Source organism: Nocardia sp. CY15, assembly GCF_009829295.1.
Lineage (GTDB): Bacteria > Actinomycetota > Actinomycetes > Mycobacteriales > Mycobacteriaceae > Nocardia > Nocardia sputi.
Window position 1 is genome coordinate 58,737 of the sequence record NZ_VUOT01000011.1, and the last position, 26,167, is coordinate 84,903.

The window sequence follows — 26,167 nt, forward strand, 5'->3', positions numbered from 1 at the left end:
CGAGTTTCCACAAGCAGGAGGACCGCGATGCAACCCCAATGGGTGCCGACCGAAGAAGACATCGCCAGCGCGACCATCACCGACTTCGCGCGATTCGTCGCGGCGCGCACCGGCGTGCACGCGGCCGACTATCACGCGTTGTGGCAGTGGTCGGTCGAGGATCTCCCCGGTTTCTGGCACGCGCTGTGGGACTACTTCCAGCTCGGCGACGTCGCGGGTGAGGTCCTGGCGAGCGCCGAGATGCCGGGGGCCCAGTGGTTCCCCGGCACCCGGTTGAACTACGTGGACCAGGTGATCCGGCAGTTACGCACCGACCGGCCCGCGATCAAAGCCGTCAGCGAGGACGCCGCGGTACGAGAAGTGTCCTGGGTCGAATTGATCGACCACACAGCGGCTTTCGCGCAGACGCTGCGTGCACTGGGCGTTCGGCCCGGCGACCGGGTGGCCGGGTATCTGCCGAACATCCCGGAGGCGGTGGTCGCGTTCCTGGCCACCGCGAGCATCGGCGCCATCTGGAGCGCTTGCGGCCAGGACTACTCGCCGAAAGCCGCGCTGGACCGGCTCGGGCAGCTCGAACCCACCGTCCTGGTCACCGCCGACGGTTACCGTTTCGGCGGCAAGGCGCACGACAAGCGCGACGACATCGCCGCGTTGCGCGCGGGCCTGGAATCCTTGCGGGGCACGATCGCGGTTTCCCGGCTCGGGCTCGAGGTACCGGACGCGACCTCCTGGGACGAAGCGGTCACCGCCACGGAGGCGGTGATCACCACGGAGCCGGTGGATTTCGACCATCCGCTGTGGATCGTGTTCTCCTCCGGCACCACCGGTCTGCCCAAGGGCATCGTGCACGGCCACGGTGGCGTGGTGCTCGAACACCTGAAAGCGGTTGCCCTGCAATCGGACATCCGTCCCGAGGACACCTTCTTCTGGTACACGAGCCCGAGCTGGATGATGTGGAACTTCCAGATCGCGGGTCTGCTGGCCGGAGCGACCATCGTCACCTACGACGGCAGCCCGACCGCTCCGGCTCCGGACGCGTTGTGGCGTATCGCCGCCGAAGTCGGCGCGACCGTGCTGGGCACCAGCCCCGGCTACGTGCTGGCGTGCATCAAAGCGGGCTCCGTACCGCGCGCCGACCACGACTTGTCGGCGCTGCGCACCGTCGGGATCACCGGTTCCGCGCTGCCCACCTCCTCGACGCTGTGGCTCGGCGAGAACGTCGGCGAGCACGTACAGGTCTCCTCGATCAGCGGCGGCACCGACGTGGTGTCGGCGTTCATCGGCGGCGTGCGCACCGTGCCCGTGTGGCCCGGTGAACTGTCGGCGCCCTACCTCGGCGTCGCGCTCGACGCCTACGACCCGGCCGGGCAGCCGGTACGCGGCGAGGTGGGCGAACTCGTCGTCACCGCGCCGATGCCGTCCATGCCGGTCTCCTTCTGGCGCGACGAGGACGGAAAGCGTTACCACGACGCGTATTTCGACATGTTCCCCGGCGTCTGGCGGCACGGTGACTGGATCACCATCACCGATCACCACAGCGTGATCGTGCACGGGCGGTCGGATTCCACGCTCAACCGGCACGGCATCCGGATGGGCAGCGCCGACATCTACCAGTCCGTGGAACGGCTCCCGGAGATCGCCGAGGCGCTGGTGATCGGCGCCGAGCAGCCCGACGGCGGATACTGGATGCCGCTGTTCGTGGTCCTCGCTCCCGACGCGGAACTCACCGACGAGCTGAAAACCCGCATCGACCACACCATCCGCACCGAGGTGTCGCCCCGCCACGTCCCCGACGAGATCATCCTCGCCCCCGGCATCCCGCACACGCGCACCGGCAAGAAGCTGGAAGTGCCCATCAAGAAGCTGTTCCAGGGCGCCGAGCCGAGCCGCGTCGTCGAACGCAGCGCGGTGGACGACCCGGACCTGCTCGACTGGTACGCGGGCATTCGGCCGGCGGCGCGCAGCTGAAGCGGCGACCGCGCATGAGCGCCTAGTGGAGGCTGCCCTGTGGCACGACCCAGACATGGGGCTGCCTCGTCAACGCCGCGATATGCTCGAAGTCCGCGTCGTAGTGGACCAGTACAGCCCCATGGAATTCGGCGACGGCGGCAGTGATCAGATCCACGATCCCCGCGGCTCGATGGTGGCCTTTGCGAGCCATCAACTGCTGAACCTCTCCTGCACGCTCGGCGATCGTCTCATTGATCGGCAGGTTGACGTAGAGAGCGCGACGGCGCTGTGCGATGTTCTGCACGTCGGCGAGGTTGCGTCCGGAGTAACCGGCTTCCAGGTCTACCGTGACACAGGTCGCGGCCGCGCGATCGGCAATCAGTCCGGCGATCACAGCACGCACCGGCTCGTGCGCGAGTCGGGCGCTTGCGGAGGTGTCCACGAGATGCAAACGGAGCGGGGTGGTTTCGCTCAACGGCGAGCCGCGCGCATTATCTCGCCGTCACCGATGTCGGGGCCGACGCCGAACCCGTACGGATCGGTCAGAACCTGTTCGATCCTGCGCCTCCGGTCGGCGACGAACTGCAGTGCCGCGTTCACCGTGTCTTTCTTCGTGGTGGTGCCCAACTCCTTGGCGGCGAGGGCTAGGGCTTCGTCGTTCACATCGATCATCGTCTTCATATACATCAGCATATATCTGCGGAAACCTTCCGGGCAATACTGCGTCATCTGCGGTAGATGCGCCCTCCTATCGATGCGGTGAAGACCGCAGGCCGCGCGCCGCGGGCGGCGTTCAGGTTGCGCTTCTCCTGCGGGGTGAGCCGATAGCGCGCCGTGATCCGCCGTGCCGCGGCGACCACAGCGCCCACCACAGGTATGGGGTCCACCGGGTGCAAAGCCAACGCCATGCCGAACTCCTTACCAGAAAGACGCACCGTCACAGTCGTATTCGGACGAACGAGGACGCCGGACGGTTTTCGGTCCCGAATCGGGCCGCCCGGCCTCGACCGTCCGGCATCGACCGGAGTCCGGGTCGCTCCTGGCGCCGAAGAACCAGCCGGTCCGCGGCAGTCGGCATCGCGAGTCCGAGGGCATCCACCACGCGAGCATCCATGCCGCCCGGGCCTGCTGCGCACCGATTGACGTACAGACCCACCTCCAATTAGCATACGCAAACGTAGTCGTATGCTAATTGGAGGTGGGATGGAACACGTGGCGGTTCTGGTGGTGGGAGCGGGCCCGTCGGGTCTGGTACTGGCCTGTGGGCTGGCCGCACAGGGGATCGCGGTTCGCGTAGTCGACAAGATGAGCGGCCCGCTTTCGACATCGCGGGCGAACATCTTGCACGCGCGCGGCGTCGAGGTCTTGCAGCGGATGGGGGCGATAGGCGATATGCGGGAACGGTCGTTGGCTCCGGTCGGTATGCGGATGTATGTGCGGTCGCGTCCCATCGCGACGATGCGGTTCGCACCGGACGAGCGCGAGTCGGCGCAGGCACTGTTCGTGTCGCAGGCCCGGATCGAGGAACAGTTGCGGCAGCGGCTCGCCGAGCTGGGCGTGGACATCGAGTGGGACCGGGCGGTCACGGCCGCGACCCAGGACGCCGAGGGCGCGACTGTGGAATTCGCGAACGGGACGCGACTGCGAACGGATTGGCTGATCGGCTGCGACGGGGCGCACAGCGTGGTGCGCGGCGTCGCGGGGATCGAGTTCCCCGGGGCTTCGGTGGTCGAGCAGTTCCTGCTCGCCGATGTGCGGGCCGACTGGGATCGTGACCGCTCCACGTCGGCGGGTTTCTATCACCGCGACGGCTTGTTGCTGGCGATTCCCATGCGTGGTGACGACGATCGCGGTGACCGGTGGCGACTGATGGCGGATGTCCCGGCGGTCGATCGACATCTATCGGCAGCCGACATCGTCGCCCGCTTCGAGGAACTACTGCCCGAACGGGCCGGGGAGACCGGCGTGCGCATCCTAGGAGCGGTGTGGACCTCGGTGTTCCGAATCCACCGCAGACTCGCCGCGGACTACCGGGCCGGTCGCGTCCTGCTGGTCGGCGACGCCGCCCACATCCACAGCCCGATCGGCGGGCAGGGCATGAACACCGGGATCGGGGACGCGGAGAACCTGGCGTGGAAACTGGCCTTGGTCGTCGACGGACGCGCGGACGCGCGACTGCTCGACACCTACGCCGCCGAGCGGCGTCCACTGGCCACCGACGTGCTCCGCACCACCACCATGAACACGAGAATCCTCGTCGGCGAGGGCATTACGGCGCGTTTCGTGCGGGACCGGATCTTCATCCCGCTTCTCAATTCCCCGAAGGTGCAGCAAACGGCGACGCGCACCGCGTCCCAACTGTGGGTCACCTACCGGAAGGGACCGCTGGGCAGCCGCCGCGGCCCCGCACCGCGGCCCGGCGATCGCATACCCGACCGCGAGTGCGCGCGCCTCGACGGCAGGCCGACGCGGTTGTATGCCGAACTGCAGCCCGCATGGGTGTTGCTCAGGTCCGACGCATCCACCGATGCGCTGGCGAGCGTGGCGGCGAAGCATCTCGGCTCGGCTGTCACCGCGCTGACCGACAGGGAAGCCGGGCGCCATGCGCTGCTTATCCGTCCCGACGGGCACCTCGCCTGGCACGGCGACGATCCGAGCGCGCTGCACAGTTGGTTCACCGAGACGCTCTGCTCCAGGATTGGGGCATGAGCACCGAGACGCCGCGACGCGAAGGGCCGGGACGCCCCCGCGACCCCAACGCCGACGCCGCCATCCTGCGCGCCGCCGTCGACCTGCTCATCGAACGCGGCATCGACAACACCAGCATGGAAGCCATCGCCAAACGCGCCGGCGTCGCCAAGGTCACCGTCTACAAACGGTGGAAATCGAAAGAGGACCTGCTGGCCCAAGCCATCGAGCAGGCGCGCGAAGACATCCCCGGCGTGCCACCGACCACCGCCGCCACCGCCCTGCCCGACCTGATCGAGGCGTTCCTCCCGCAGTGGGGCGCGGCCCTCGCCGACCCCAGGTATCGCCTGCTCGCGGCGCGCCTGCTCGGAGCGGGCCCCAGCCACCCGGCGCTGCTGAACGCCTACTGGCGCCACCATGTGCTGCCCCGGCGCGAACGCTCGCGCGCCCTGCTCGAGCAAGCCCAAGCGGCGGGCGTCCTCACCCCGGCAGCCGACCTCGACATCCTGCTCGACATGCTCAACGGCGCGATCATCCACCACCTGCTGCTGGAACCCGTCCGATCCCAAGCGAGCGAAGACCCGCGACCGGCCGACCTGACCGCATACCTGCGCAGTCTGCTGCGCCAAACCGGCTTCGCCCTCCCGGCCGGCTCCGACGCCTCGCCTCTTGCGGAATAGCGATCCATCCGAGGACATCTCACCTCGCCGCGTTGCCGGTCGCCGAGATCGAACACCGTGGACTCGCCGTCGGCGCTATCGAGCCCGGCCCACCGACTCCGGCACGGTTTCGGTGTCGCGGGCGAGCCGGTGCGGGAGCGCTCCGATGAACGCAGGGACTACCGGAGAGCGCCTCCGCACCGCCGGGAACCGCCGTCCGCAAGGACCTTTCGCACCTCGGGTACGGCTGCATCGCTGCGAGATCCGCGCCATCACCACGGCGTCGCGCGGGAGGCCCGGGTTGGTCGTCAGCACGCCGACCTAGCAATATGTGAATAATGATTCTTCACAATGTGTGGGCTTGTTCTGCACATATGTTCGTGTAAGTTTATCCTTGTTCGACAATCTGCACGGCATGGCGTCGTGGTGCCCCCGCTCCGCCCAGTCGGGTTGTCGATTTCCGGGCGCACCGGCGCGGACAGCACACCTCGTCCCCCGGAGCCCGGCGAACAGGTACGGCTCCCGGGGGCCGCTCATCCCCGGGAGCCGTATCGCGTGACACGGCGGCCCCGGCCATACGACCAGGTCGTTACGATGTTCGTCATGAGTGTCGACAATCGCCGTACGGCGCGGAAGGCGAGCAGCGGCGACTCGGCACCTCGGGAGATCCGGCGCAGGCCGAAGAATCGCCGTGCCCAGATCGCGGCGGCGTCGGCGGCCGCGTTCGGCGCGCTGGGCTACCACGGCGTGAGCATGGACGACATCGCCTCCGGGCTCGGGATCAGCTCCGCGGCGCTGTACCGCCATTACCCGAGCAAGTACGCGCTGTTCCGAGAAGAACTGTTGCGCGTCGGCCGGGCGATGACCGAGTCGGTCCAGTTGCCCGAGGAGGCGGCGCAGTGGCCGGCCGAGCAGCGCCTCCGGCACGTGCTCGACGCGCTCATCGCGGTCACGATCGAGAACCGCCCGACCGTCACGCTGGTGCGCTGGGAGGGCCGGTACCTCGAGCCCGACGACCAGACCACGCTCAACGAGCAACAGGCCACGGTCCTCGGCGCACTGGGCGGCGAGCTGGCCGCGCTGCGCCCGGAACTCGCCGAGGAAGACCTGCGCGTGCTGCGCGCGGCCCTGCTCAGCACGATCACCAGCGTCGCCGACCACCACGCCGCTCTTCCCGTGAAACCGCTTGCCCGCCTGCTGCATTCGGCGTGCTGGTCGGTCGCGCACGCGAAACTGCCCGCACAGCGCGCGGTCGAGCCGGTCGCGGTGGTGGAGATACCGGACTCGTTCAAACACGAACTGCTGCTGCGCAAAGCGGTCGAGCTGTTCCATGAGCGCGGCTATCCGAACGTCAGCGTGGAGGACATCGCGACGGCCGCGGGCCTGTCGGCGGCCTCGGCGGTGTACCGGTTCTACCGGGGCAAGAGCGATATCCTCGCCGCCGCGTTCCGCCGGGCGGCCGAACGGGTTTCCGGCGCTGTCGGCCCCGCCGTGGCGGCGGCCACGGATGCCGAGGACGCGCTCACCGCGCTGATCGCGCAGTACGTTGCCGGATCGTTCGCCGAACGCGCCCTCACCTTCGTGTATTACACGGAGTTCCAGCATGTTCCGGTCGAGGAGCGCACGGTCCTGCGCAATATCCAGCGGCTCAGCGTCGAAGAGTGGGCGCGGTTGCTGCGGGAGGTGCGCTCGGAGCTCACTCCGGCCGAGGCGCGCATCCTCGTCCACGCGGCCTTCGCGGTGGTCGTCGACCTCGGTCGCGCCTTCGGCAACGAACCGCTGGCCGCCCAGGACCGGGTGCGGCTGCTGATGCAACTGGTGCTCTTCGGACGGCCCGCGCGCTAGCGCTATATGTTATCGCGAATTCTCGGATGAATGTACGGATAATGCGACTTGGGAGCTAGTTCGCAGCTTCTTTGTGATCTGCCGTTCAATTCTTCCCCCGGTGGGGAAACGCTGGGGTACCGGAGGTCTGACTGGGCTACCATCGCGGCATGGGTGCCCGGGACCGCCGCGCTGCGGACAAGGCGGCCGACGGGACATCCGCACGGGTGGTCCGGCGCCGGCCGCGCGACCGCCGCGCCCAGATCGCGGCGGCGTCGGCCGAGGCGTTCGGCGCGCTGGGCTACCACGGCGTCAGCATGGACGAGATCGCCTCGCGGCTCGACATCAGCTCGGCGGCGCTGTACCGCCACTATCCGAGCAAGTACGCGTTGTTCCGCGAGGAAGTGTTGCGGCTGGGCGCGGTCAGCCAGGAAGCCGCGCGGCTGCCGGAGGCCACCGGCCTGCCCGCCGGGCAACGTCTCGAACGAGTGCTCGACGCTCTGATCGCGGCCGCCATCGCCAACCGGCGTAGCGCCGCGTTGTTGCGGTGGCAGCGGCGCTACCTGGAGGACGCCGACGCGGCCACCCTCGCCGACCAGCTCGCCGGTGTGAACGCCGCGCTCATGTCGCTGCTCGCCGAGACCAGGCCCGCGCTGTCCAAGGCCGACCGCGCCGTGCTCGCCGCGGCGGAGCTGAGCGTGCTCAGCAGCATCGGCGATCACCACGTGTCGATCCCGGTGCGGGCGCTCACCGCGCGGCTGACCGCGGCCTGCCGCGCGGTCGCCACGTGCGAGCTGCCCCCGCCCGGCAGCGCCGAAACCGAGAACCTCGCCGCCGGCGAGATCCCGCTGACGTTCAAACACGAATTGCTGCTGACGCGCGCGGTCGAACTGTTCCACCAGCGCGGGTACCCGAACGTCAGCGTCGAGGACATCGCGACCGCCGCCGGACTGCCCGCCTCCTCGGCGGTGTACCGGTTCTATCGCGGCAAGGGCGACATCCTCACGGCCGCGTTCCGCCGGGCGGCGGATCGGGTGTCGGCCGTCATCGGCCCCGCCGTCGCCGCCGCCGAGACACCCGAGCAGGCGCTCGGCACGCTGATCGAGTTGTACGTAGCCGGCTCGTTCGCCGAGCGCGAGCTGACCTTCGTCTACTACGCCGAGATCAGCAACGTGCCGCCGGAGGAGCGCACCGTGCTGCGCAACATCCAGCGACTCAATGTCGAGGAGTGGGCCAAATTGCTGGTCGCCATGCGGCCCGAACTGTCCCCGGCCGAGGCGCGCTTGCTCGTGCACGCCGCATTCGCCTTGGTGGTCGATCTAGGTGAACGTTTCGGCTCCACCGACCCGGTCTGCTCGCCAGGGCGTGTGATCCGCTTGATGCAGGTGATCCTGTTCGGCCGACCGGCGCAGTAGAGCCGCGCACCTGCTCGACGGCGTCGAGTGCGGTGGGACCCGCACCCCCATCGAGGCGTTACCAGTGCGGCGAGCTACGCGCAGGCTCGGGCCCCGCCGAAGGACTTCGCGGAGTATTACGCCAGCGGCGAACACCTGGGAGGGAATCGACCCCGCTTCACCGCTGTTGCGGCAGGAGGAGCGCGCGTTCCGATCGACGCGACGCTCGTGGAGCATTTGCCCAGTTTCCGGCTTCGGAAGGAACCATCCCAATGAGCACAGATATCGACGCCCAGCCCGCCGCTGCCTCCGGAACCTTCGCCATCGGCGGCGATCTTCCGGTGCACCGGCTCGGGTACGGCGCGATGCGGTTGACCGGCCCCGGGGGTGTGGGGTGATCCGAAGGACCCGGACGAGGCGGTAAGGGTCCTGCGCCGCGCGGTGGAACTCGGCGTGAACTTCATCGACACGGCCGACTCCTACGGCCCGTTCGTCAGTGAGAATCTGATCCGCAAGGCGCTGCACCCCTATCGCGATGATCTCGTCATCGCCACCAAGGCGGGGCTCACGCGGCAGGGGCCCAACGAGTGGCGTCCGGTCGGCAGGCCCGAGTACCTGCGCCAGCAAGCCGAACTCAGCCTGCGCCACCTCGGTGTCGACCGGATCGACCTCTACCAGCTGCACCGCATCGACCCCCAGGTGCCGCTGGCCGACCAGCTCGGCGAACTCGTCGCGCTCCAGCAGGAGGGCAAGATCCGCCACATCGGCCTGTCTCAGGTGAGCGTCGAACAACTGCGCCAAGCGCGCGAGATCGCCACCATCGTCTCGGTGCAGAACCTGTACAACCTGGCCAACCGGGCAGACGAGGACGTACTGAACTACGCCGAACAGGAGAACATCGCGTTCATCCCGTGGTTCCCCATCGCCACCGGTGAACTCGCCGCCCCGGGCGGTCCCCTGGCGACCGCGTCCGCCGAACACGGCGCGACCCCCGCCCAGCTCGCCCTCGCCTGGCTGCTGCGCCGCTCCCCCGTCATGCTCCCGATCCCCGGAACTTCCAGCGTCGCGCACGTCGAGGAGAACATCGCCGCCGAGCGAATCACGCTCACCGACAAGGAGTTCGAAACCTTGTCGACTGCCGCCTGAGCATCGCGGACAATCATCGGCCCGGATGACCGGCGCAAACGCGTCGCTCAGCCGGGCCGCGCGCCCCCGAGTCGAGGCAGTTCGGCCCTGGGTGTGCTGCTGGGGCGTCCTCGGTGCCGTACTGCCGGAGCGGATGATGGAGGCGCAGGGCCGTTGAGCGATCGAAAGCCCCGGCGCTGGTCATCGGGCGCGGGTGCGGAAGTAGGCGAAATCGTCGCGAGAGACGATGGTTGCGGCCACGAGAGTGGAGCAGGCCGCGAAGTCGCAGTCGCGGTGCAGGATGGTTGCGGCGGCGGCGTTTCGTGGGCTCGATACCGCCCAATGCGGGTTGTCGTGGGCGTATTTCGAGCGCGGCGGCTGCCGGTCGGCGCCGATGACGGGGAATTCGTAGATAGTGGCGTTCGGCGTCGGCTCAGGCATACCGGGATGCCCTCTTGGTCTTGGGCGGTCCTGCGCAAGTGCGGATCGCCTGCACAACGAGTTGCCCGGACGGGCGGATCGGGCCATGCGGCGGCTCGACCCAGCGGCGCAGGTGGGTGGACCGATCGCGCGGGCTCGGCAGGGCGATGATGCCGCCGGTGCGCACGATCGACACGTTCAACCGGAACATTTCCGCGAAGAGGCGGTCATCGTCCTCGATATCCGGTCGTGTGAGGAAAGTCCATCGGCGGGAACGCGGGTGTGAAATCACTGGACAAGCGCCCGAATAAGTTTCGCGCATCGCGAGTCGCACCATTGCCGCCAATTCGGCTGGGACTGTCACGCCCCATACACGGCTCGCGCGCATGATGATGCGGCCCATAGACGGCGGATCGATGACCGCGGGAAGGTCACACACCTTCCGGTAGAAGTTGCAGCGGGACAGGGGGGTGTCGTCAAACGCGAACTGTTCCATAGGAATACCTCGCATCGCAGTGGTGGCCGTTGGTGCGCCGACGACGGCCGGGAAGTGGAGCCTGGCTCAGGGCGCGTAGAAAGCACACATCCCCCAAGGCGGTGACGGAGGCCAGAATCGGGAACCCAAAAGAATCATCCCGATTTTGCAGCAAGGTGTGCGAGCCGCGTGGAACGATTCTCCCGATCCGGGATTACAAGCGAACCCGAAGGGGGAAGACCATGCCATCGGCTGACAGCACGATCACTCGCCGCCAACTGGGCAGATACCTGCGAGAGGCGCGTGAAGCGGTCGGCTTGACGCTAGAAGACGCCGCCAGGCTCATGGAGTGGGGCAAGAGCAGCCTGCAACGCGTCGAAAAGGGGCAGAACCAGAAGATACGCATTCGCGACCTGGACGGGCTGATCGAGATCTATGGCATCGACGCGGACCGTGCCGTCGGCCTCAAAGGACTGGCACAGCAAGCAGCCGAGAAGTCGTGGTGGCACGAATTCGGCGACGTCATCCCGTCCAACTTCAGCGTATACATGGGATTGGAGTCCGCCGCTCACAAGCTGACCAGCTACCAACCCGACCTCATACCGGGACTGCTCCAGACCGAGAAATACGCGCGGGTGCTCGCCTGCACCGCGAATCCGGAAGACACCGAAGCTGAAGTCGACAGCCGCGTGCGCTTGAAGAAGCAGCGTCAAACCTTCGTCACGCGACGGACCAAACCCGTTCGGCTGGAAGTGGTTTTGCATGAAGGAGCGGTTCGGCGGGTGATCGGTAGCCGACGAATCATGGCCGAGCAGCTGCGCTACCTCGCCGACGCGAGCACTCGTCCCAACGTCACGGTCCGTGTCTTGCCGTTCTCGGCAGGAATGCCGACCGGCGATCAAATCGGCCCCTTCGTGATTCTCGAGTTCGGCCGGGACAGCCAAGGGAACCCGGTCGAGCCGACGATCGTGTACGCCGAGAACTACACCGGAGATATGTATTCAGAGAAGACAGATATCGTTCAGCGGTACATACAGGCATACGCCTCGATCGAGCACGCAGCGTTGGGCGAAGGTGCAAGCCGAGACAAGCTTCGGCTGGCAGCAAGGGAGCATGAGAGTGAGCGTTGACCTATCGGGAGCCCGCTGGTTCAAGAGCAGCCGCAGCGGGGGAAGTAAAGAATGCGTCGAGGTCGCGTTTCTGGATGGAGGCAGGGTCGGCGTCCGTGACTCCAAGAACGCGGCCGGGCCTGCGCTGGTCTTCACCCCCATCGAGTGGGACACCTTCACGGTGGGCGTGACCAGCGGCGTGTTCGACCGCCCAAACGCCTGACCTGCATCGGAAGCACGACTCGCAGTAGGGATATGGCTGTTGCGGCGCAACCCTGCAACAGCCATATTCCTAATTCCTACGCTCGGCTCACATGCGTTCAGGTGCTGCGATGCCCAGGAGGTCCAGTCCGTGGGCGAGGGTGCGGGCGGTGAGTGAGCACAGTGCGAGGCGATTGGTTCGCGTCGGTTCGGGGGCGGTCAGGACGGGGCAGTTGTCGTAGAAGGTGGTGAAGTCGCGGGCCAGGTCGTAGAGGTAGCCGCACAGGCGATGCGGTTCCAGGGTGGACCCCACTTCCGCGACGGCGCTGCCGTACGCGTCCAGCTCCAGAGCGAGTGCGCGTTCGGCTGGTTCGAGAGCATGCTCGGCATCCACCTCCGGGGTCGGCTCACCGGCTTTGCGGAGAATGGACCGGATGCGGGCGTGCGCGTATTGCAGGTACACCGCCGTGTTGCCGGTGAGGGCGGTCATGCGGGCGAGGTCGAAGGTGTAGTCCTTCACTCGTGAGGTGGACAGGTCGGCGTACTTCACCGCACCGATGCCGGACTGCTCCGCGATCGAATCCAGCTCTGCCGCGGTGAGTTCGGGATTCTTCTCGCGCACGACCTCGCGGGCACGGGAGACCGCGTCGTCCAGCAGGTCCAGCAGGCGCACGGTTCCGCCCGCGCGGGTCTTGAAAGGCTTGCCGTCGGGGCCGAGCACCGTGCCGTAGGCGATGTGCTCGGCCTCGACGGTTCCGGTGAGCCACCCGGCGCGGCGGGCGGTCTCGAAGATCAACTGGAAGTGCAGGGCCTGGCGCGAGTCCGTCACGTACAGCAGCCGCTGGGCACGCAAAGTGCCGATGCGGTGGCGGATGGTCGCGAGGTCGGTGGTGTCGTAGCCGTAACCGCCGTCGCGCTTGCGCACCATCAGCGGCACCGGCTGATCGTCGGGGCCGGTCACCGTTTCGGAGAACACGACGAGCGCCCCGTCGCTCTCCACCGCGATGCCCTTGGTGACCAGTTCGTCGATGGTGTCGGCGAGCATCGGGTTGTAGAACGACTCGCCCACGTTGTCCTCCGGGGTGAGCAGCACGCCGAGCCGGTCGTAGATGTCCCGGAAGGCCTTCTCCGACTCGGCGACGATCTCGCTCCAGCGGGCCAGCGTCGCCGGGTCGCCGGCCTGCAACGCGACCACCCGCGCGCGGGACCGGTCGGCGAACTCCGGGTCGGCGTCGAAGGCCGCCCGCGCGGCCCGGTAGAGGCCGTCGAGGGCCGAGACCGCCGAATTCTCGCCTCCGTCGAGGTCGTCGTGGCGCCACCGCGCGTCGGGGTGCTCGTCGAGATATTGGATGAGCATTCCGAATTGAGTTCCCCAGTCCCCCAGATGGTTCTGGCGGATCACGTGCGCGCCGAGGAAGTCCAGCACGCGGGCCAGGCTGTCACCGATGATCGTGGTGCGCAGGTGCCCGACGTGCATCTCCTTGGCGATGTTGGGGGCGGAGTAGTCGACCACGGTGCGGCGGCCGTCCTCGGTGGCCGCCACGCCGAGCCGACCGTCCCCCAGCCGGGCGGCGACCTGCTGCCACACGGCTCGGTCGGACACCGTGACGTTCAGGAATCCCGGGCCGGACAACTCGACCGACCGGATCGCCCGGTCGGGCGCGGAAGCCAAAGCCGTCGCCAGTTCGGCCGCGTAATCCGACGGCCGGATCTTCAACCGCTTCGCGAGTGCGAGCGCGGCATTGGATTGGAAGTCGGCGTGGGTGGATCGTCGGACCACAGGGTCTGCCCCCGCCGTTTCCGGCCGGGTTCGGTCGATCGCGTCGGAGACGGCGGCGGCGACCTGATCGAGCAATGGCAGTACCCCGGAGTGGGCCACGGAAAAGATCCTCCTGGTTGTAGGGATGCGTCAGTATCCCAACCAACCCGGCCTCGATCACGCGAGTTTTGCGGTACGTTCCGGGCCGGGTCAGTCGACGACCATGCCGCCGGTGAGGTTGGCGACCGCCCCGGTGATCGCGGCGGCGCGGTCGGAGGCGACGAAGGCGGCCACGTCGGCGATCTCGGCGATCGTGGGTAACTGTTTGCGCAGCGTCCGCTCCGCCATGCGGGAGCTGAATGCGTCGCGGCTGATGCCACAGGCATCGGCGTGCAGGCCATACACCTCGGAGAGCTGCGGCGATTCCGGCATTCCCGCCGCGTTCAAGCACACGACCCGGACGCCGTGCGGTCCGAGCTCGGCGGCCAGCCCCCGCGACAACGCTTCGATCGCCGCCCATGCCGGCGCCATCCCTCCCATCAGCGGGACGGCCGTTCGCGACGGAGACGCGGTGATCGTCAAGATGACGCCCGACCCCTGGCCGGTCATGCGTCGCGCGGCGGCTCTAGCGGTCAGGAAGTTGGCCTTGGGATAGGTGGACATCGGCAGGTCGAAGCCGTCGAGGGGCAGGTCGGCGATCCGAGTGCCCTGAATACCGGTCTGGGGCAAGCTGATCGCGTTGAACGAGATATCGAGGGAGCCCGCCTCGGCGACCACCGCGTCCGCGTGCTTTTCCACGGCGTCCTCGTCCAGCACGTCCACCGTGGCGACGTCGGCGACACCACCCGACGCCCTGATCTCGTCAGCGACCGTCTCCAGCGTGGAGCGGGTGCGTCCGGCGAGGAACACCCGCGCCCCTTCGCCTGCGAAAGCGCGCGCGACCACGCTTCCGACGGCTCCTCCGGCTCCGTAGACGATCGCGTTCTTCTTCTCGAGCAGCACTACTGACTCCTTGTTCGGGACCGGCCATCGATCCGGGTGGGCAGGTGCGAGCACCGCCGACCGAATCTGGTTTCGTGATGAAACCAGGTGAACATAGCAGTCGGAAGTTTCGTGATGCAACCGCTGGGATATGCTGAGACGATGCTCGGCCGGACGTACGAAACGCAGGACTGCTCCGCGGCGCGGGCGCTCGAGATCGTCGGTGAGCGCTGGAGCCTGGTGATCATTCGTCATGCGCTCTTCCGGGGTGTCACCCGCTTCGGGGACTTTCAGCGCAGCCTCGGGATCGCGCGCAACATCCTCGCCGCCCGTCTCGATTGGTTCGTCGAAATGGGGCTGATGGATCGGCGTCCCGATCCGGCCGGATCGTCGTACCACGAGTACGTGCTGACCGAGAAGGGCCGCGAACTGCAACCGGTGATCGTGGCCCTCACGCACTGGGGTGACCGATGGGCCGCGCCAGGCGAGCCGCCGGTCGTCCTCCGGCACACCGCGTGCGGCGGCGCGGTCCACCAGCAAACCGTTTGCCAGGACTGCGGTCGACCCGTGGGCATCGACGCGGTCGAAGCGCAGCCCACGGCGGGCCACCCGGTGACCTGACCTACCCGATCGAGCCCCGTTTGCGGCGGCGGTCGACCGGGGGCCGGGGCCACAGCCGCCGAGGAGCACCCCGGCTTCAACCCAGCAGGCGGGCGGGGCGACCTCGACAGCCCATCAGTGCTCATCTATACCGGGCTCACGCACGCTGAGCATGTCGGACGTGCTGATAGACGAGAAAGACGAGGCTCGAGCCGACCGTGCGCACATCGATGAGGCGCAGAGATTTCTTGTCGCCGGTCTCGCCGAACAGTCGCCGTCCGGCCCCGAGCACGACCGGATACACCGTCAGCCGCAGTTCATCGACGAGGCCGTGCTCGATCAGCGCGTGGACCAACCGGGCGCTGGCGTAGACGACGATGTCACCGTCCAGCTCCCGCTTCAGTCTCGAGACCTCGTCGACCATCTCACCCGCGAGGACTGTCGAGTTGCTCCACTCGGCCTTCCCGAGGGTCGAGGACACGACGTACTTGGGCAGGCTGTTCAATCTGTCCGCCCACGCGCCACTCCTGGACAACCAGCGCGCGGCGAACCACTCGTCGCTGCGCCGGCCGAGCAGCAGCGCCTCTGCGCCCCACGCCTCGGCGAGCTGGAGCTCGGCCCACGCTTCCCGGTCCTCGTCTCCGATCTGGAGGAACCAACCGCCACGGTCGAAGCCCTCCGCACCGGTCGGATCCTGGACGACTCCGTCGAGCGAGACGTTCTGGCTGATGATGATCTTTCCCATTCGGGTCTCCTGAGTCGGCGACAGCTACCACCCGATACAGACACCGCGACGGCGGAGAAGTGGCGCTCGCCGACCGACCCCTTTGCGCCGTGGATGGTGTCTGTACACGATGGAAGTGCCCCGACGCGCGGGAGTAGGTGATGCGAGGGTGGTAGCCGGTGACCTGATGTCCCGGGCGCGAGCCGGAGACGGCGAGGCGTTCCGGGAGCTGATCGCGCCCCACCGCCAGGAGCTCCAGGTGCATTGCTACCGGATGCTCGGATCGTTCCAGGACGCCGAGGACGCCTTGCAAGAAACGCTGCTGTCGGCCTGGCAGAGCTTCGGCGGGTTTCAGGGCCGCGCCTCGCTGCGCACCTGGCTCTACCGCATCGCCACCAACCGGTGTCTCAATGCGCGCCGGTCTGCCGGGCGACGCCGTGCCAATGAGTGGGACGTGCCCGGCGTCGAACCGCCCGAGCCGACCCGTCTCGGCGAAATCGCCTGGTTGGAGCCATTTCCGGACGCACTGGCCGAGGGTGTCATCGACGCGCCGCTCGGCCCGGAAGCCCGCTACGAGCAGACCGAAGCCATCTCCCTTGCCTTCGTGACCGCGCTGCAGACCCTGCCGCCGCGCCAAGTCGCCGTGCTCATCTTGCGCGATGTGCTCGGATTCCACGCCGAAGAGGTGGCGGGCATGCTGGACTCGACGGTCGACTCGGTCAAGAGCGCTCTCAAACGGGCGCGCGCGGGCTTGCGGTACCGACGGCCCACGAGCGTCTCCCCGCCCTCCTCCTATGCACCCGCAGAGGAGGTGATCGTGGCGAGATTCGTCCGCGCGTGGGAATCGGCCGATCTCGACGCGCTGGTGCGCCTTCTGACCGACGACGTCTTCGTGTCCATGCCACCGATTCCCTTCGAATACCAAGGCCGAGACGTCGTGGCGCGTTTCTTCGCCGGTATCTTCCGGGCGGGCCGGAGATTCGACCTCGTTCCGACGCGAGCCAATGGTCAACCGGCGCTCGGAGCCTATCTGCGCGCGCCGACCGGCATCCGCTACGGAACCGGCCTTTACGTCCTCACCCTGAGCGGAGACCGGATCAGCGCCATGACGCGCTTCGACAACAGCGTGCTCCCGTCGTTCGGGCTCCCGCGATCGCTTCCGAGCGCATAGTCGACATCCCGGCAGCGGATGAATTACTCGACGGCTCCGGAGATTCCATCTGCCGAAGGAGCGGAGCCTGTCGCGCTGCGCGAACACCGGTGGGTCCTCGTATCCCCGTCGTACGGAGACACGAGGACCCCGGCGCTGATCGGGTCCCCTCGCCATAGCCCCGATCAGCGGGTGAACACCGCCGCCGCGCGGATCACGCCGATCGGCAACGAGTTCGAGCGCCGACGTTCGGTCAACGCGAGTATCCGTCGGCCCGGCTGTCGGGCACGACTCGGCCGGACGCGACCAGGGTGCGGAAGGCCGCCTGCTTGCGCGGGCAGGCATCCGCGCGGCAGGGGCGGTGGCCCTGCATCACCCGATGCGCCTGTTCGACGGTGAACGGCTCATCGGGCGGCCGGTGCGCGTCCTCGGCGCGGCAATGCGGCAGACAGGAACCGACACCGACGATCGCTCCTACCAGCAGCGCGCACACGCTGAGCATGCTCAGCAGCGGGTTCATGGCCGTTCACGGGCCGTCGGCCTGCCGGGAGCAGAATGCCGATGCGGCTAGATACTGCCGGCAACTCGCGCCGTGCCCGGCGTGCACGGCGCAGAGAAAGCGCGCGCGATCGTAAGTAAGACCGAGTGGCTCCTGAGAGCAGTCGCGGCTTTGAATCAGCAACAGCTCACGGACATCCGAGTGCAGCACTTCCATCCTCAACCTCCATCAGCGCAGTGCACCCGGCACCGAGAGGACGCCGCCGGACCGCGCTCGACACGGATGGATCGGGCCGTGTCGGGACCGTGCGCCGGGTTCCGGACAACGGGCGCCCTCGACAGGGTTTGGGCGGACCCCCGATGCCGGGTGCGATTCAACAGTGCGCGTTGCGATTCGGTAGATAACAGACCCGAATGCGGTAATTGCGAGTACTTTCCGTTTGTAGCGGCCTGGAGGGAGGAACAGAGACCTATGGTGGAGGTCGACTGGACGGGTGAAGCTGTACATGCGCTTCGCACGGCGATGAAGCGGAGCCGTTACGAATTCGCGCGTCTAGTGGGCGTCACACCGCGCACCGTGGTCCTGTGGGAGAACGGCCGGACAACCCGGATGCACGCCGCTAGCCAGCGTCTCCTGGACAGGGTCCTGTCGGAAGTCGATTCCGTCGTCGTCGCTCGATTCGAACGGGCGATCACAGCGGGCCGGGAGCCGGCCTCCGATGGTGCGCGCGCCGATTCGGCGCCCGAGAGGCACACCAAGCTCGGTAGGGAAATCGGGCTCGACAAGGAAGTCGAGGAAGACGACGTGAGAAGGCGAGAACTGCTGGCCTGCATCGGCGCGGGCCTGGCAGGCCAGGCTGCGGACCTGGTGGCGAGTGAACCGGAGCGGATGCTGGCAACCCTGGACGCGGGGTCGATCAGCGAACGGCGACTGGCGTTCCTGGAACAGTCTGCCGAGGTCCTCGGCACGCGGGTGGTCCAGGTGCCGCCGCACGAGTTGTTGCAAACCGGGCTCGAGCAATTCCGTTTGGTCCGTGGGTGTCTCGGCGAACGACAGCCCACCCATCAGCAGGTCCGGCTGGTGCGCACCGCTGGCCGACTGGCGAACGTGGTCGGTGAGATCCTCTTCAACGAGGGGCATTTCGGCCAGGCGCGCATGTGGTACGCCACCGCGATCCATGCCGCACAGGACATCGGCGACCGCTATTCGGAAGACATAGCCTTGGCCGGTCTCGCGTATTTGCCGACCTATAGCGATAAACCAAAGGAAGTTTTGCAGTTACTCGACGGTCGCTTGCAAGAAAATCCGTCTTATGGCCCGGCGGCCGCATGGTTGTGGGGAATGGCGGCGCGCGCACACGCCAGCCTCGGTCATGCCGACGAATTCGCACGGTGTATCGCACGATCGGCTTCGGCATTGGACGACGTCGGGCCGGAAGACCTTTCGGTCGGTATCTTTTCTTTCCGCCCGGAGAAACTCGCCTTTTATCAGGCGATCGGATATTCCCGCCTCGGTCGCGCCGAGGAGACCGCCGCGGCGGCCGCCCACGCCATGGCGCTGTACGACCCGTCGGAGACCATGGAACCCGCCCTGGTCCGCTTCGAGCACGCCACGGCGCTGCTGGCCTCCGGCGAGATCGATGAAGCCTGCGCGGTGGCGACCAGCGCGATCACCAACACGCGCACCTACATCGGACTCACGGTTACCAAACGCGCCAAACAGTTCGACTCGGCGCTCGGCGGCCTGCGCACCAGAGCCGTCAGCGAATGGCGACAGCAAGCGCACGCGGTGATCGCCTCCGCGCACACCGAGGTCTGAGCCCGCGGATGTGGGCGGGGCGCGCCGGTCGGCAGGGGGACGAGGGCCGGCGCGCCCCGGCGTACTCAGGTGGTCAGTTCGCTTCGCCGGACACGGAGCCGGGGAGCGAGTCGGCGCGCATATCCACCCAGTGGGTCTGCACGTACCGCAGGCACGCATTGCGGTTGGCGGCGCCGTAGGCGATGGACCAGCCGCCGGGGACGGCGGCGAAGATCGGCCATAAGGAGTGTTCGCCCTCCTGGTTGATCAGGACGTAGAACATGGCGTCGCCGTCATCGAACGGGTTGCTCATTTCCGATTTCCTTCTTCCGCCGAACCAGGGACGGGACTCCCGGGTGAAGTCCGTCGTGCTGGGCGACAACGATCCGCGCGATACGGGTCAGGGGCGCGAAAACTCCCACGCCGAGGCCTCGAAAGTGACCGGGGTCGTGAACAGAATGCCGTCGTGCGCGTCGATATTGTATTCGTCCGAGATCCGCCTGATCCGATCGACTGCCGAATCGTACTGCATCGCAGAGTCATTGGGCCGACCGATCGAACCGGTGGTGAAGATGCCGCGGGCGCACCGGAGTCGCGTGGTACGCGTCGGACACCGGCGCCGCCTATCTGCCCGCGCGCATAGCGCGCGATGGCGGCTCATCGAAGAGATCCGCGCCGCGAATGGATTGCGCTGGAACCCCCGCCGGTACCGAACCTTCCCCGAGTCCGGCACCGGCGGAGCTCTCGGTGACCGTGAGCTGGAGCTTGGTCACTCCGGTATCCAGGGTACTGGTGGCGACCGACAGTTCGGGCAGTTCGAATGCGATTGCCCCGGCGTTGTGAAAGGCGCGCGACACCTGGCACAGCGGATGGCGTGAAAGCGGAACCAGCGGCGGCCGTGGCCGTGCCCGCAGCTGCGCGACCAAGGACGCGCCGCCGATTCCACCGGCCCGCTCGACGAGTTCGCCGGGTTCGGCCACCGTGCAGGCGGCGAACACCTCGCGAACTTCGAGCGGGCAGTTCAGGTCGGCGGAGAACCGAGCGGCGACCTGCGTGGTCACCGAACTGTTTCCGCCGAGTGTGAAAATGTCGTCGTTCCGACCGACCAGCTTGTTACGGAGCACTTCGGCGCATGCCCGCGTGACCGCTTGCTCCACGGCGGTCAGCTCCGGCCGCGCGACATAACCCCGGGCGAGCTGTACCCCCGACAGATACAGCTCACCCGGCGCCCCGACCGGTACCGGCCGAAGCCGTGCATCGAGGACGTAGAGCCCGGTGTCGAACACCGGCGTGCCGAGCGGCACCGAGAGGGTACCGGTGTCGGCGAGTTCGGGAAAGGGGAGGTGGACCGGCTTCGTATCGCGCACCAGAGCCTCCTACCCGGCGAAACAACGGCTATCCGAACCTTGGACAGCACGAACAAGCCGTGCACCCGGCTGCCCAGCCCGGGTGCACGGCGTCGACCACCGATGCGAGTCGATGATCAGGGCAAGAGATGCGAGGCGCACTCGCGCGAAAACCGGCCAATCCTCCAACGTCGTCGCCGTGGAGCGGTCGCCACGGCTGAATCAGCTACGTCGCACGGTCCCGATCCGTGCAGTGCGAACATTAGGCGCTCCGCGAATAAAAAGGAACTCTCCCCCGAAAATTCTGGACGTATGTCCAACCCGATCCTCGACGGCGGATGCGCACGGTCGGCCTCGAGCGAGTCTGCGTTCGAGGCTTGTTCGGTCCTGGCCCCTGCCTACGGGGTCGTATCCGGTTGTGGTGCGCCGCGTTCGATCGGCCGCGGTGAGCTCGAGCGGTATATTCACGCGTCAAGGCGAGCGAGCGCATCATCGAGCGGAACAGCGTTGCGCGCGGCGAACTCACGGCGAGCGCGAAATTCGGCGCGGGTCCGCGGCCGGTACTTCGGTGCCCGGCCACAGCCGCACGGTTCGAAACCCTCATAACGCAGTCCGGCGCCGACCACGGCGGCGACGACCGACCCAAGCCCGGGTGTCACGGCGAGGGGGCGCCGCGAAGTCATGCCCCGCACACGACATCGGTGTACCGCATCGCGGGCAACGGTGCGCTACAGCGGCGGTCGGCGGGTGCCGCTTGAACGACACCCGGCACGCTACGCACACATAGTGCAGTTTGTAGTGCACGAAAGCGTAGGTACACATGAAGCGACGATATCCCCACCGTTCCGGCCCGGCCATCGCTTTTCACCAGCGCTGGGATCTCCCGTTGGCCGATCTGCTGCCGGGTCGACATCGGCGTCGTGTTCAGTGGTCGGTTCGCCCCGGCGCGATGCCGTGCTCGCCATGGCTGGGAGTCGCTTCGCTACCGACTGGCGTGTCGCGCGGAAGTAGGCTCAGTGTTCGGGGAGGTGCTCCGTGTTCCATCGAAGTGACAACGACCATGGCGCCGCGAGGCGGGAGTCAGCAGAGGTATGAGGACTGTTGCTAGGAGATAGGCTGCAGCGGTTTCTCGTGGAGATGGCCGATCGTTTGCGTAATCGCCCTGTGCCACGCGTGGCGGAGCATCTCGAGGGCACCTACAGAGGCCCGACCGGCGCGGATGGTCTTCGAGCTGTCAGCCATGGGCACCGTGAGCTCGACCAGTCGAATGCCAGCTTGCTGAAACGTACCATGGATGACACCGCGTCGTCGGATGGGAGATCCGCAGGACTGGCTCCCCCGCTCGACCCTCATAACAGGGTCAACCCTCACGGTCTGCCGGAAACCCAGCGCCGCTATCTGGTGGACGACTACATCAAAATGTGGGAGCGCCACCACGGCCGACCGATGACTCCCCGCGAACTGGAAGTGCTGCGCCTCGGGTGCATCGGCGTCACAAAATTGCGTCTCGGCCAACTAGATCTCACCAAAGTACCACCGGAAAACCTCGCCTTCGCTGATCCGAGTGCACACCGGATAATCCAAAACGCCGAGAAGGTGCTCGCACCCGGCGAAGTGGCCAACGCAAAGGTGAAGACCTACCGAAATCTACTTACCCAAGCGGAGAGCACCGTAAAGCAGCACGGCATGAACTGGTCCTACACAGATACAAATGGGATCACAAGAAGTGCCCGCGACCACATTCGGCATGTCAAGGAAAGCTTGGATAAGGCTAAGGTGGAAGCGAGAGAAACCTGGTCCGAGCTCGCCAAGGAGCATATCAAAGAGATGCGGGACGCTCGGCGTGATGCACGGATCGAGGGTGATATGCGCACCTTTGAGAAAGTGCAGGATTATGCTCGAAGATTCGAGGAAATCCTGGCTACCAAACCAGTCGACGCCGAGGAGTTCATGCGCCAGGTGAAAGCCGACCCCAAGCTCGCCCAGCTGCGAGGCGTAGAGGATCACCTACCGCCCGGCAACCCCTCGGAATGGAAGCCGGTGATTTATTCGAAACACTTCTGGTCCGGTCAAGAGATGACTCGCGACAGCAGCGGAAACCTGGTTAAGAACAAAGACGGATTGATCGAGACCAGGGCTACGGAGACTCCCGATGCCACCCGATTCGCGCCGGACCCGACTACGGGACAGGTCGACATGTCAGGAGACTATAATTATCCGAAGCCTGGATACGTGAATTTCGACTACGGGCTGTACGACGAGCAGACCGGCAGCTGGTGGCATGCCAACCATGGAGATTGGCGAAGCTTTCCAAGCGGTGGCGATCCGGTACTGGATCCTATGAAGGTGTATCAGAGCACACCGGAAAAGTTCTTCTCCGGATACCCCGATTTCGACAGCTCGGTAATTTGCATCGGATTCGCAAGGGCTACTCCGTGACCAGAAGAATCGCCGGAATACCCGCACCGCCAGTAGGCCATACAGTGGTTAGGATGTGAGAATGGACCTCGCCGATTACGTCGACCAAACTGCCATACTGTTCGGGATCGCCGAGAACGCGGCCGCTGGCGCCGTTCTACGGTGCGGCGAGGCCTCGCATGTGTATATCGACGGCCTTTCCCAATGGGACGACAGCGACCAGTATGCCGCCTTCGAGGTCACCGGCACCCTCGTCGAGGAGGGCAGTGACGATCACATCCACGCCGGTGAAGGCCCTGTCATCCATGGCATTGGCAGGCACTATGTCATGAAGAACGCCACCTGGGAGCGTATCTCGTAACAGTCGGGGCAGCAGTGTGCTCCCCGGCTTCTTCGACTCCAGTGCAGGCCGAGGCTGAAGCGGTTACGGCGTGCCTCCATCTGAGGTCGAGGCTAGGCCGAGGTCATCGCCGCTGCCCCAGGCCGGCGGGCATTGCGGCCGAGTATGCGGCGGCTCTGGGCGCCGGGTCCGTTGCTTCAACGGGGGTGCCGATCACCGCCATGCTCGAAACTCCTCGAAACAACGGATCTGGCATCGACCCTGGATAGCTGGTCCGGGCACGATTGGAGCGGTGTCGCCCATGGTCGGCACCCACTCCGTTCGGCCGCACCGATGATTTTCGGGTGGATCCGTCGTCACTACCTCTGGATATACCGACAGACAGGAGTCCAGGCATGACGAGACCGTTCCGATCTGGCATGACCACGGTACGGGCGAACGGTGTGGATCTCGGCATCGAGAGCTTCGGCCGCGCGGAGGATCCGCTGGTCCTGCTAGTCGGCGGCACGACGATGTTGTCCTGGCCCGACGCGCTGTGCGAGCGGCTCGCCTCGGGCGGGCGGCGCGTGGTCCGCTACGACCTGCGTGACTCCGGCGCGTCGACCACCCTCGACCCGGAGAATCCGGCGTACGACCTGCGGGATCTCGTCGCCGACGCGGCAGCTTTGGTCGGGGCGCTCGGCACCGGGACCGCCCACCTCGGTGGGGTCGGTGTCGGGGGGATGGTCGCTCAGGTCGCCGCGCTGGATCACCCGGACGTGTTCTGCGCACTGACTCTCGTCGGCACCCGGCCGGTGGCGCCGGGCCCGGTCGACGAGGACCTGCCCGACCACGACCCCGCGGTCATGGACGCGCTGTTCTCCCGCCCACGGCCGGACTGGACCGACCGAGACGCCGTCACAACGTTCGCCGCCGAGGGCGCGGAGCCGATGGGTAACGATCCGCAGCAGGCGCTCGAGACAGCGGCCCGAATCTGGGACCGGACGCCGTCGAGTGATCCCGCGGTGCACCAGGCCAACCAGCTCGGGATGGTGTTCTCCCGGATCGACTGCGCCCCGCGATGGCGGGAGCGGCTCGGTGAACTCGACGTGCCCACGCTCGTGGTGCACGGTCGCGCCGACCCGTTCTTCCCGGTCGGCAACGGCGAGGTCCTCGCCGCCGAGATCCCCTCGGCACGACTGCTCGTCCTCGACGACATGGGTACTGCCCTTCGGCACGCCGCGGCCGAGCAGGTCGCTGCCGCCATGCTCGCCCTCTGACCGCTCCACTGGACGCGCTCGGGTCGAACGATCTGCCGTACGGCCGCACCCGCCCCGATCTGAACTGCCCTTGTCACCCAGCTGAACCCACTTCATGCGGCGAGGTGTCCGCGCGCCGTCGCCACCGCCTCCTGCAGCCGGGCGCGGCCGGGGCTCCGCGGTGAGATAGCGGTAGTCGATCAGCCTTCGGGTAGCAGGCGGGCCGCATCCCGGATTCGGTTCTCATCCGTCCACTCCGAATCAGATACCGAAGATTTCCCGGGCGCGGATCTTCCACTCCTCGACCAACATGCGTGATTGCCGATCGAACTCTTGCCGGTCGGCGTCGGGCCAGGTGTCGACGTCCATGTCCAGGCCGCGTTCGGTGACGAACCGCATGAAGTGCGCGGAGGTGGCCTTGCTGCGCTGCCGAATGAACTCGCGTTCCTCAGGGTAGATGTTCACAGTTTCTTCATCCCGAACCATATCGATCCTCGCATCAGTGTCTCACCGAGTTTCGGGTCGTCCCCCTCGAGCAGGGCCAGCTCCAGAGGGGACGGATACCCGGAAACCGGCCCGTCGAACCGCGACTTCATCTCCATGAGCCGAGCAACATCGTTGCCGGATGGAACCAATCCGTCATCGATGACCTTGTCGATGCGAATGGAAATCAGATTGACTGATCTCTGCAACTTGATGCGGTCGGGATTCCAGTCGTAGCCCGCTTTCGCCCAATGATATCCACCGTCCTCCCGGGCGGCTTCCAGCTCGATCCGGTCCACTCCTGACCGCCGGAGGTAAGCTTCGATCGCTGAAGAGAATGCGGTGGAGAAGCCTTTCCCACGGAATCCGTCTTCGAGCTTTGTGACTTCGTTGTTGACAACCAGTAGACCATCGCTGTCACGCCAGAATTCATACATCAACAGACCCGCATCCGCGCCGGAGCTATCGCGGATTTCAGCACTCATGGTAACCGTTGCCGGGTAGGTCTGCCCGAACTGCGTCGAACTCCTCTCGAAAAGAGCGTCCACGTTCCTGACATGGTAGGGCCCGTACTGACGTTCCAGCCCTTTCAATGCCGACGTCAGCTCACGCTCGCCCGCTTCTCCCCTTTTCGCGGCGTCGAAAAGATCACCGAGATGCGGCATATGCGACAGGTCGGTCACAACCCTGCCCGGCGAAGCAGCCGGCCCGGTCTCCCGAGATCCGGCACCGTCACCGTCCCAGCGACTCGCGCGACCGAGTTCGGCGTCGACACCAACTTCTTCTCTTACCCCGTCATCGAGGACCCTGCTGACGTCGCGCGACGGTTGCGAAGCAGCCTTCCCCACGCCCGGGCCCACAGCACCCACCCGCCGGACGAAGTTATGGAAGAACTCCTCCCACCTCCTGGAGAAAACCACTTCACCATTCTGGACCGCCCGACGCAGCACCGCGCAGTTGCCGGAGGCGACCCTCACCGGGACCTAC

The 26,167-nt window shown here is 66.7% G+C and carries 26 protein-coding genes and 1 pseudogene; 14 read left to right on the top strand and 13 right to left on the bottom strand.

Going from position 1 to position 26,167, the window contains the following annotated elements:
- The first annotated feature begins 27 nt into the window (after positions 1-27).
- Complete coding sequence (locus GVY39_RS15375) at positions 28-1,968, top strand: acetoacetate--CoA ligase (protein WP_159924900.1); 1,941 nt, start codon at positions 28-30, stop codon at positions 1,966-1,968.
- Between the two features lie 22 nt (positions 1,969-1,990).
- On the opposite strand, the gene GVY39_RS15380 is transcribed toward GVY39_RS15375, so the two are convergent.
- From GVY39_RS15380 to GVY39_RS15390, 3 genes are read right to left on the bottom strand one after another with little or no spacing between them, the layout of a single operon-like run.
- Positions 1,991-2,425, bottom strand: a complete 435-nt coding sequence (locus tag GVY39_RS15380; protein ID WP_236565468.1) for a PIN domain-containing protein — start codon at positions 2,423-2,425, stop codon at positions 1,991-1,993.
- Positions 2,422-2,631 (bottom strand): type II toxin-antitoxin system VapB family antitoxin, encoded by a 210-nt coding sequence (locus tag GVY39_RS35260; protein WP_369412153.1) that lies wholly within the window; start codon positions 2,629-2,631, stop codon positions 2,422-2,424. Before GVY39_RS35260 ends, GVY39_RS15380 begins: the two co-directional genes overlap by 4 nt.
- Before the next feature lie 44 nt (positions 2,632-2,675).
- Positions 2,676-2,858, bottom strand: coding sequence for a hypothetical protein (locus tag GVY39_RS15390; RefSeq protein ID WP_159924904.1), 183 nt, complete (start codon positions 2,856-2,858; stop codon positions 2,676-2,678).
- Between the two features lie 295 nt (positions 2,859-3,153).
- Here GVY39_RS15390 and GVY39_RS15395 point away from each other — a divergent pair, with 295 nt between their 5' ends.
- The 5 genes and pseudogenes from GVY39_RS15395 (at position 3,154) to GVY39_RS15415 (ending at position 9,661) form a co-directional block, all read left to right on the top strand.
- Positions 3,154-4,659 (top strand): FAD-dependent monooxygenase, encoded by a 1,506-nt coding sequence (locus GVY39_RS15395; RefSeq protein WP_159924906.1) that lies wholly within the window; start codon positions 3,154-3,156, stop codon positions 4,657-4,659.
- Positions 4,656-5,318, top strand: a complete 663-nt coding sequence (locus GVY39_RS15400) for a TetR/AcrR family transcriptional regulator (protein ID WP_159924908.1) — start codon at positions 4,656-4,658, stop codon at positions 5,316-5,318. Before GVY39_RS15395 ends, GVY39_RS15400 begins: the two co-directional genes overlap by 4 nt.
- A gap of 582 nt (positions 5,319-5,900) precedes the next feature.
- A complete protein-coding gene (locus tag GVY39_RS15405; protein ID WP_159924910.1) occupies positions 5,901-7,142 on the top strand; it encodes a TetR/AcrR family transcriptional regulator in 1,242 nt (413 codons plus the stop codon).
- Between the two features lie 149 nt (positions 7,143-7,291).
- Positions 7,292-8,536 (top strand): TetR/AcrR family transcriptional regulator, encoded by a 1,245-nt coding sequence (locus tag GVY39_RS15410; RefSeq protein WP_159924912.1) that lies wholly within the window; start codon positions 7,292-7,294, stop codon positions 8,534-8,536.
- 251 nt (positions 8,537-8,787) lie between these two features.
- Positions 8,788-9,661 (top strand): annotated as a pseudogene (locus tag GVY39_RS15415) (aldo/keto reductase).
- 180 nt (positions 9,662-9,841) lie between these two features.
- Here the strand turns inward: GVY39_RS15415 and GVY39_RS15420 are convergent.
- Positions 9,842-10,081 (bottom strand): hypothetical protein, encoded by a 240-nt coding sequence (locus tag GVY39_RS15420; protein ID WP_159924914.1) that lies wholly within the window; start codon positions 10,079-10,081, stop codon positions 9,842-9,844.
- Complete coding sequence (locus GVY39_RS15425; RefSeq protein WP_159924916.1) at positions 10,074-10,556, bottom strand: DNA-directed RNA polymerase subunit beta; 483 nt, start codon at positions 10,554-10,556, stop codon at positions 10,074-10,076. The genes GVY39_RS15420 and GVY39_RS15425 overlap by 8 nt, the downstream gene beginning before the upstream one ends.
- Before the next feature lie 221 nt (positions 10,557-10,777).
- Here GVY39_RS15425 and GVY39_RS15430 point away from each other — a divergent pair, with 221 nt between their 5' ends.
- Together GVY39_RS15430 and GVY39_RS15435 are read left to right on the top strand one after the other, a co-directional pair.
- Complete coding sequence (locus GVY39_RS15430) at positions 10,778-11,665, top strand: helix-turn-helix transcriptional regulator (RefSeq protein WP_159924918.1); 888 nt, start codon at positions 10,778-10,780, stop codon at positions 11,663-11,665.
- The gene (locus GVY39_RS15435) at positions 11,655-11,867 is read left to right on the top strand and encodes a DUF397 domain-containing protein (RefSeq protein WP_159924920.1); all 213 of its coding nucleotides are present in this window, start codon (positions 11,655-11,657) and stop codon (positions 11,865-11,867) included. Before GVY39_RS15430 ends, GVY39_RS15435 begins: the two co-directional genes overlap by 11 nt.
- 87 nt (positions 11,868-11,954) lie before the next feature.
- On the opposite strand, the gene argS is transcribed toward GVY39_RS15435, so the two are convergent.
- Together argS and GVY39_RS15445 are read right to left on the bottom strand one after the other, a co-directional pair.
- Positions 11,955-13,724 carry an arginine--tRNA ligase gene (gene argS / locus GVY39_RS15440; RefSeq protein ID WP_159924922.1) on the bottom strand — a complete coding sequence of 590 codons (1,770 nt, stop codon included), beginning with the start codon at positions 13,722-13,724 and terminating at the stop codon, positions 11,955-11,957.
- Positions 13,725-13,814: 90 nt separating this feature from the next.
- Positions 13,815-14,606, bottom strand: a complete 792-nt coding sequence (locus GVY39_RS15445) for an SDR family NAD(P)-dependent oxidoreductase (protein ID WP_236565469.1) — start codon at positions 14,604-14,606, stop codon at positions 13,815-13,817.
- A 141-nt stretch (positions 14,607-14,747) separates the two neighbouring features.
- On the opposite strand from GVY39_RS15445, the gene GVY39_RS15450 reads away from it, so the two are divergent.
- Positions 14,748-15,206, top strand: coding sequence for a helix-turn-helix domain-containing protein (locus GVY39_RS15450; protein WP_159924926.1), 459 nt, complete (start codon positions 14,748-14,750; stop codon positions 15,204-15,206).
- A gap of 136 nt (positions 15,207-15,342) precedes the next feature.
- On the opposite strand, the gene GVY39_RS15455 is transcribed toward GVY39_RS15450, so the two are convergent.
- Positions 15,343-15,930 (bottom strand): dihydrofolate reductase family protein, encoded by a 588-nt coding sequence (locus tag GVY39_RS15455; protein ID WP_159924928.1) that lies wholly within the window; start codon positions 15,928-15,930, stop codon positions 15,343-15,345.
- A gap of 148 nt (positions 15,931-16,078) precedes the next feature.
- Between GVY39_RS15455 and GVY39_RS15460 the strand changes: the two genes are divergently transcribed.
- The gene (locus tag GVY39_RS15460; protein WP_159925153.1) at positions 16,079-17,080 is read left to right on the top strand and encodes a sigma-70 family RNA polymerase sigma factor; all 1,002 of its coding nucleotides are present in this window, start codon (positions 16,079-16,081) and stop codon (positions 17,078-17,080) included.
- A 232-nt stretch (positions 17,081-17,312) separates the two neighbouring features.
- Here the strand turns inward: GVY39_RS15460 and GVY39_RS15465 are convergent, their stop codons facing one another.
- Positions 17,313-17,579 (bottom strand): hypothetical protein, encoded by a 267-nt coding sequence (locus GVY39_RS15465; RefSeq protein ID WP_223520499.1) that lies wholly within the window; start codon positions 17,577-17,579, stop codon positions 17,313-17,315.
- Between the two features lie 72 nt (positions 17,580-17,651).
- On the opposite strand from GVY39_RS15465, the gene GVY39_RS34380 reads away from it, so the two are divergent.
- Complete coding sequence (locus GVY39_RS34380; protein WP_159924930.1) at positions 17,652-19,376, top strand: DNA-binding transcriptional regulator; 1,725 nt, start codon at positions 17,652-17,654, stop codon at positions 19,374-19,376.
- A 73-nt stretch (positions 19,377-19,449) separates the two neighbouring features.
- Here the strand turns inward: GVY39_RS34380 and GVY39_RS15475 are convergent, their stop codons facing one another.
- Positions 19,450-19,668 (bottom strand): MbtH family protein, encoded by a 219-nt coding sequence (locus GVY39_RS15475; protein ID WP_159924941.1) that lies wholly within the window; start codon positions 19,666-19,668, stop codon positions 19,450-19,452.
- A gap of 310 nt (positions 19,669-19,978) precedes the next feature.
- Positions 19,979-20,722, bottom strand: coding sequence for an AMP-binding protein (locus GVY39_RS15480; protein ID WP_236565470.1), 744 nt, complete (start codon positions 20,720-20,722; stop codon positions 19,979-19,981).
- A 1,152-nt stretch (positions 20,723-21,874) separates the two neighbouring features.
- On the opposite strand from GVY39_RS15480, the gene GVY39_RS15485 reads away from it, so the two are divergent.
- The 3 genes from GVY39_RS15485 to GVY39_RS15495 all read left to right on the top strand — a co-directional run bounded on the left by GVY39_RS15485 (position 21,875) and on the right by GVY39_RS15495 (position 24,718).
- Positions 21,875-23,140: a hypothetical protein gene (locus GVY39_RS15485; protein WP_201295229.1), complete on the top strand. Its 1,266-nt coding sequence runs from the start codon at positions 21,875-21,877 to the stop codon at positions 23,138-23,140.
- 61 nt (positions 23,141-23,201) lie between these two features.
- A complete protein-coding gene (locus GVY39_RS15490) occupies positions 23,202-23,480 on the top strand; it encodes a hypothetical protein (protein ID WP_159924943.1) in 279 nt (92 codons plus the stop codon).
- A 374-nt stretch (positions 23,481-23,854) separates the two neighbouring features.
- Entirely contained in the window at positions 23,855-24,718 is an 864-nt protein-coding gene (locus tag GVY39_RS15495) for an alpha/beta fold hydrolase (RefSeq protein WP_236565471.1), read from the top strand.
- A gap of 240 nt (positions 24,719-24,958) precedes the next feature.
- On the opposite strand, the gene GVY39_RS15500 is transcribed toward GVY39_RS15495, so the two are convergent.
- A complete protein-coding gene (locus GVY39_RS15500; RefSeq protein WP_159924945.1) occupies positions 24,959-25,162 on the bottom strand; it encodes a hypothetical protein in 204 nt (67 codons plus the stop codon).
- Complete coding sequence (locus tag GVY39_RS15505; protein ID WP_159924947.1) at positions 25,159-26,157, bottom strand: hypothetical protein; 999 nt, start codon at positions 26,155-26,157, stop codon at positions 25,159-25,161. Before GVY39_RS15505 ends, GVY39_RS15500 begins: the two co-directional genes overlap by 4 nt.
- Positions 26,158-26,167: the final 10 nt, after the last annotated feature.

What these genes read in the sequence shown, in the direction of transcription:
- GVY39_RS15495 (WP_236565471.1), top strand. Translation starts at nt 23,855, where the DNA reads ATGACGAGACCGTTCCGATCTGGCATGACCACGGTACGGGCGAACGGT.
- GVY39_RS15405 (WP_159924910.1), top strand. Translation starts at nt 5,901, where the DNA reads ATGAGTGTCGACAATCGCCGTACGGCGCGGAAGGCGAGCAGCGGCGAC.
- GVY39_RS15395 (WP_159924906.1), top strand. Translation starts at nt 3,154, where the DNA reads ATGGAACACGTGGCGGTTCTGGTGGTGGGAGCGGGCCCGTCGGGTCTG.
- GVY39_RS15400 (WP_159924908.1), top strand. Translation starts at nt 4,656, where the DNA reads ATGAGCACCGAGACGCCGCGACGCGAAGGGCCGGGACGCCCCCGCGAC.
- GVY39_RS15490 (WP_159924943.1), top strand. Translation starts at nt 23,202, where the DNA reads ATGGACCTCGCCGATTACGTCGACCAAACTGCCATACTGTTCGGGATC.
- GVY39_RS15430 (WP_159924918.1), top strand. Translation starts at nt 10,778, where the DNA reads ATGCCATCGGCTGACAGCACGATCACTCGCCGCCAACTGGGCAGATAC.
- GVY39_RS15465 (WP_223520499.1), bottom strand. Translation starts at nt 17,579, where the DNA reads ATGAACCCGCTGCTGAGCATGCTCAGCGTGTGCGCGCTGCTGGTAGGA.
- GVY39_RS15390 (WP_159924904.1), bottom strand. Translation starts at nt 2,858, where the DNA reads ATGGCGTTGGCTTTGCACCCGGTGGACCCCATACCTGTGGTGGGCGCT.
- GVY39_RS15410 (WP_159924912.1), top strand. Translation starts at nt 7,292, where the DNA reads ATGGGTGCCCGGGACCGCCGCGCTGCGGACAAGGCGGCCGACGGGACA.
- GVY39_RS15375 (WP_159924900.1), top strand. Translation starts at nt 28, where the DNA reads ATGCAACCCCAATGGGTGCCGACCGAAGAAGACATCGCCAGCGCGACC.
- GVY39_RS35260 (WP_369412153.1), bottom strand. Translation starts at nt 2,631, where the DNA reads ATGAAGACGATGATCGATGTGAACGACGAAGCCCTAGCCCTCGCCGCC.
- GVY39_RS15425 (WP_159924916.1), bottom strand. Translation starts at nt 10,556, where the DNA reads ATGGAACAGTTCGCGTTTGACGACACCCCCCTGTCCCGCTGCAACTTC.
- GVY39_RS15475 (WP_159924941.1), bottom strand. Translation starts at nt 19,668, where the DNA reads ATGAGCAACCCGTTCGATGACGGCGACGCCATGTTCTACGTCCTGATC.
- GVY39_RS15420 (WP_159924914.1), bottom strand. Translation starts at nt 10,081, where the DNA reads ATGCCTGAGCCGACGCCGAACGCCACTATCTACGAATTCCCCGTCATC.
- GVY39_RS15455 (WP_159924928.1), bottom strand. Translation starts at nt 15,930, where the DNA reads ATGGGAAAGATCATCATCAGCCAGAACGTCTCGCTCGACGGAGTCGTC.
- GVY39_RS15450 (WP_159924926.1), top strand. Translation starts at nt 14,748, where the DNA reads ATGCTCGGCCGGACGTACGAAACGCAGGACTGCTCCGCGGCGCGGGCG.